At 70.3% G+C, this 4,572-nt stretch carries 5 protein-coding genes; 3 read left to right on the forward strand and 2 right to left on the reverse strand.

Annotated elements, in window-relative coordinates:
- Together AC1DY2_RS16005 and AC1DY2_RS16010 are read right to left on the reverse strand one after the other, a co-directional pair.
- Positions 1–789 (reverse strand): M56 family metallopeptidase (locus tag AC1DY2_RS16005; RefSeq protein WP_476763322.1); only part of this gene is annotated, 789 nt, incomplete at its 3' end.
- 2 nt (positions 790–791) lie between these two features.
- Positions 792–1,163 carry a BlaI/MecI/CopY family transcriptional regulator gene (locus AC1DY2_RS16010; RefSeq protein WP_159602317.1) on the reverse strand — a complete coding sequence of 124 codons (372 nt, stop codon included), beginning with the start codon at positions 1,161–1,163 and terminating at the stop codon, positions 792–794.
- A gap of 100 nt (positions 1,164–1,263) precedes the next feature.
- Between AC1DY2_RS16010 and AC1DY2_RS16015 the strand changes: the two genes are divergently transcribed.
- The 3 genes from AC1DY2_RS16015 to AC1DY2_RS16025 all read left to right on the forward strand — a co-directional run.
- A complete protein-coding gene (locus tag AC1DY2_RS16015) occupies positions 1,264–2,676 on the forward strand; it encodes a cytochrome ubiquinol oxidase subunit I (protein ID WP_476763323.1) in 1,413 nt (470 codons plus the stop codon).
- Positions 2,677–2,688: 12 nt separating this feature from the next.
- Positions 2,689–3,693 (forward strand): cytochrome d ubiquinol oxidase subunit II, encoded by a 1,005-nt coding sequence (gene cydB / locus AC1DY2_RS16020; RefSeq protein WP_476763324.1) that lies wholly within the window; start codon positions 2,689–2,691, stop codon positions 3,691–3,693.
- 4 nt (positions 3,694–3,697) lie between these two features.
- Positions 3,698–4,572 (forward strand): ABC transporter transmembrane domain-containing protein (locus tag AC1DY2_RS16025; protein ID WP_476763325.1); only part of this gene is annotated, 875 nt, incomplete at its 3' end.

Genomic DNA, 4,572 nt, shown 5'->3' on the forward strand with positions numbered 1-4,572 from the left:
GTCGGCGTCGGCGCCCCATGCGCCGTCGAGGGATGCGCCGGACTCGCCGGCGTCACCGACGCGCTCGAGGGCCCCGCGGAGGGATGCGGTGCCGACGGCCCGCCGGGCGCCGTCGTCGGCGAGCATCTCGGTGAGGGTGATGACAGCGTGCTCGGCGCGGTTCGCGATCGGGAACCAGGGGATGGCGCTGTGCCAGGCGCGGAACGAGAGGCGCACGAGGTGGTGGAGCTGATCGAGGTGGGTGCGCTCGTGGGCGATCACGGCTGCCAGCTCGTCGGGCGTGAGCGCGTCGATGAGCCCGTCGGTGAGCACGGTCGCGGTGCGGATGCCCGGCACGCAGTACGCGAGCGGCACCGGGTGCGCGAGCACGCGCGTGCGGGGGTCGCCGGGCATCGGGTGGCTGAGCAGGCCGATGAGCTGGTGCTGCCGTCGCCGCTCCCGTTCGGCGCGCACCGCGGTGAGCGCCAGGTTGAGGGTGAGCAGCAGGGCGATGGCCACCGCGAGGGTGAGGGCGGCGACCTCGGCGACGCCGAAGCCGGCAGGGAGGGGGCCGGTGAGCAGGTACGGGGCGAGCGCCGCGACGGCTGCCGGCAGGGAGCCGGCCGGTGCGGCACCGAATGCGAKGAGGCATCCGATCATCGACAGCCCCCCGGCGAGGGCGATGGCCTGCCAGAGCGCGAGCGCGGCCGCGGGTGCGCGCGACGGCCAGTCGGCACGGGCCAGGACGACCGGCACCGGCCACGCCAGGGCGACCGCGAGGGCGCCGAGCACCGCCGAGACGGCGAGCATGGTCAGTGGCGCGCGAGCTCGTCGAGCAGGCGGCGCAGGGTGGCCGCTTCGCCCGCGCTGGCGGTGCCGACGAAGCGGGCGAGGGCGGCGTCGCGGTCGGCGGAACGGTCGAGCACCTCGTGCATGAGCTCGGCGGTGTGCTCCTCGCGACTGAGCAGCGCGCGATAGCGGTGCGGCCGCATGTCCCGCGAGCGCGACACGAACCCCTTGCGCTCGAGGCGCGAGAGGACGGTGAGCACCGTGGTGGTGGCGACCATGCGGGCGGCGTCGTCGCGCAGTGCGAGCGCGTCGCGCATCTCGTTCGCCGTGAGCGCGACGTCGCTCGTCCAGAGCACCTCCATCACGGAGCGTTCCAACTCGCCGAGACTCGCCATGCGTCCAGACTACCGGCTTCCGCCGAATTGTTCTACGCTACGTAGAAGGATGTTCTACGTCGTGTAGTAGACATGACGGAACGACTGGGAAGGGGCATCCGTGAACGAACTGCTCGACCCGCTGCTGCTCGCTCGCTGGCAGTTCGGCCTCACCACCGTCTACCACTTCCTCTTCGTTCCACTCACTATCGGCCTCGCCAGCACGGCCGCGATCTTCCAGACCGCGTGGTACCGCACCGGCAAGGCGGAGTACCTCCGCATCACCCGGTTCTTCGGGTCGATCTTCCTCATCAACTTCGCCATGGGCGTGGTCACGGGCATCGTGCAGGAGTTCCAGTTCGGCATGAACTGGTCGGAGTACTCGCGCTTCGTCGGCGACGTGTTCGGGGCGCCCCTCGCGATGGAGGGCCTGCTCGCGTTCTTCTTCGAAGCTACCTTCATCGGCCTCTGGATCTTCGGGTGGGACAAGCTGCCACGCGGCCTGCACCTCGCGACGATCTGGGCGACCGCGATCGGCTCGATCCTCTCGGCGTACTTCATCATCGCGGCGAACGCGTTCATGCAGAATCCGGTCGGCTACGAGATGAACGCCGACAAGGCGAGGGCCGAGCTCGTCGACATCTGGGCACTGCTCGCCAACCCGGTCGCCCTCGCGGCGTTCCCGCACACGATCGCCGCCAGCTTCATGGTGGCCGCGGGGCTCATCATCAGCGCCGCCGCCTGGCACCTGTCGCGGAACCAGCACCTCGACACCATGCGCCCCGCGCTGAAGTTCGGCCTCTGGGTGATGGTCGGTGCCGGCATCCTCACCACGCTGTTCGGCGACCAGCTCAGCCTCGCGATGGTCGCGACGCAGCCGATGAAGATGGCCGCCGCGGAGGCCACCTACGACACGGTCTGCGGCGCGGACGCCTCCTTCTCGCTGTTCACCCTCGGCACGCCCGACGGCAGCACCGAGCTCTTCTCGATCCGCGTGCCGTACCTGCTCTCATTCCTCTCGACGCATACGTTCGACGGCTGCGTCGAGGGCATCAACGACCTGCAGGCGGAGTACACGGCGCTCTACGGTCCCGGCGACTACTCGCCGATCATCTGGATCACCTACTGGGCGTTCCGCTGGATGATCGGGCTCGGCATGCTCCACGTGCTCGTCGCCGTCGTCGGCCTGTGGCTCACCCGCAAGGGCCGGATGCCGCGGCATCCGTGGATCTGGAAGGCGGCGATCTGGAGCTTCCCGCTCTCGCTCGGGGCCATGATCGTCGGCTGGATCTTCACCGAGATGGGCCGGCAGCCGTGGATCGTCTTCAGCCTGCTCCCGACCGCCTCGGCCGTGTCGCCGAACGTGACGGGCCTCGAGGTGCTCATCTCCCTCGTCGCCTTCACCTTGATCTACGGCGCGCTCGCGGTCGTCGAGGTGCGCCTGGTGATCCGGGCCATCCGGAAGGGTCCGCCCGAGGTCGGCGAGCCCGATCCCGAGTCGGGCCGCATCGAACCCGCCGCCACGGTGTACTAGGAGGACGTGACCATGGATCTCTCGGTGCTCTGGTTCTGGATCGTCGGCTTCCTCTTCGTCGGCTACTTCGTGCTCGACGGCTTCGACTTCGGGGTCGGCATGTCGCTTCCGTTCCTCGGCAGGGACGACACCGACCGGCGCGTGCTCATCAACACGATCGGTCCGGTGTGGGACCTCAACGAGACGTGGGTGATCGTGGCGGGGGCGTCGTTGTTCGCGGCCTTCCCCGAGTGGTACGCCACGTTGTTCTCGGGCTTCTACCTCGCGCTGCTGCTCATCCTCCTCGCGCTCATCGCGCGCGGCGTCTCGTTCGAGTACCGCCACCAGCGGCCCGAGTCGAGGTGGAAGGCGTGGTTCGACGGCATGATCRTCGTCGGGTCGGCGGTGCCCGCGTTCCTCTGGGGCGTGGCGTTCGCGAACATCGTGCAGGGCGTGCCGCTCGACGCCGACCACAACTACACGGGCACGCTGTTCGACCTGCTCAATCCCTACGCACTCCTCGGCGGACTCACCACGATGCTGCTCTTCTTCACCCACGGTGTCGTGTTCGTGTCGCTCAAGACCGAGGGCGACCTGCGGGAGCGCGCGCGCCGGCTCGCCGGGCGGTCGGGTGTCGCGACGATCGTGGTCGCCGCGGTCTTCCTGCTCTGGACCGGCCTCGCGTCGGGCACGCCGTGGTTCTGGATCCTGGCGGCGGTCGCGGCCGTCGCCCTCATCGCGGGCTGGCTGGCCAACCGTCGCGGTGCGGAGGGCGTGGCGTTCACGATGCTCGCCGTGACGATCGCGGCGGCGGTGTTCGCGCTCTTCGCGTCGCTCTTCCCCGACGTGATGCCCGCCTCGAACGACCCGGCGAACAGCCTCACGGTGGCCAACGCGTCGAGCACGGACTACACGCTCACCGTCATGAGCTGGCTGGCCCTCGTCGCCCTCCCGCTGGTGCTGGCCTACCAGGGATGGACGTATTGGGTGTTCCGCAAGCGCGTGACGCGTGCCGGCATCGAGGCCGCGGTGCACTGAGCGCGTGAAGCCCCTCGATCCCCGTCTCATCCGCCGGTCGCATGCCGCGCGGCGGTTCCTCGTCGCCGGCGCGCTGCTCGCGGCGGTGCAGGCCGCCGCCATCATCGCCTTCGCCTGGGCGCTCGCGTCGCTGGTGGCCGGCCTCATCGACGGCATGCGGATGCCGCAGGCGTGGCCCCTCATCGGGATCCTCGTCGTCGCGGCATCCGCCCGCGCCGTCGGCGCCTGGGGCTGGGACGTCGTGGGCTCAGCCGGCGCGATGCGGGTCAAGGCGGAGCTGCGAGGCGACCTGCTCGGCGCGCTCGAGACACGGCCGGGTGGCGTCCCGGGGTTCCCGACGTCGCGCATCGCCACGCTGCTCGGGCCGGGCCTCGAGGCGCTCGACGAGTACTTCGGCCGCTACCTGCCGCAGCTCGTGCTGACCGTGGTCGCGACCTCGGCCTGCGTCGTGGCCGTGTGGGTCGCCGACCCGCTGTCGGGCCTCGTGCTCGTCATCGTGCTGCCGCTCATCCCGGTCTTCATGGCGCTCATCGGCATGGCGACCGGTGCCGTGCAACGCCGGCAGTGGGAGAGCCTCGCCTCGCTCTCGCGCGGGTTCCTCGAGGTGGTCGGCGGGCTGTCGACGCTCATCCTCTTCGGCCGCGCCGATCGCCAGGTCGAGCGGATCCGAGCGGTCACCGACGACTACCGCCGGCGCACGATGACGGTGCTGCGGATCACCTTCCTCTCGGGGTTCACCCTCGAGTTCGCCGCGAGCCTCTCGGTCGCGATCGTCGCCGTGTCGATCGGCCTGCGGCTCGTCGCCGGCGACCTCACCCTGGCGCCCGGCCTCTTCGTGCTCGTGCTCGCGCCAGAGGTCTTCCTGCCGCTGCGCAACGT

The sequence above is a fragment of the Agromyces sp. P1_H4 genome, from assembly GCF_056405255.1.

Coding starts and splice junctions, on each gene's coding strand:
- AC1DY2_RS16010 (WP_159602317.1), bottom strand. CDS start 1,163: ATGGCGAGTCTCGGCGAGTTGGAACGCTCCGTGATGGAGGTGCTCTGG.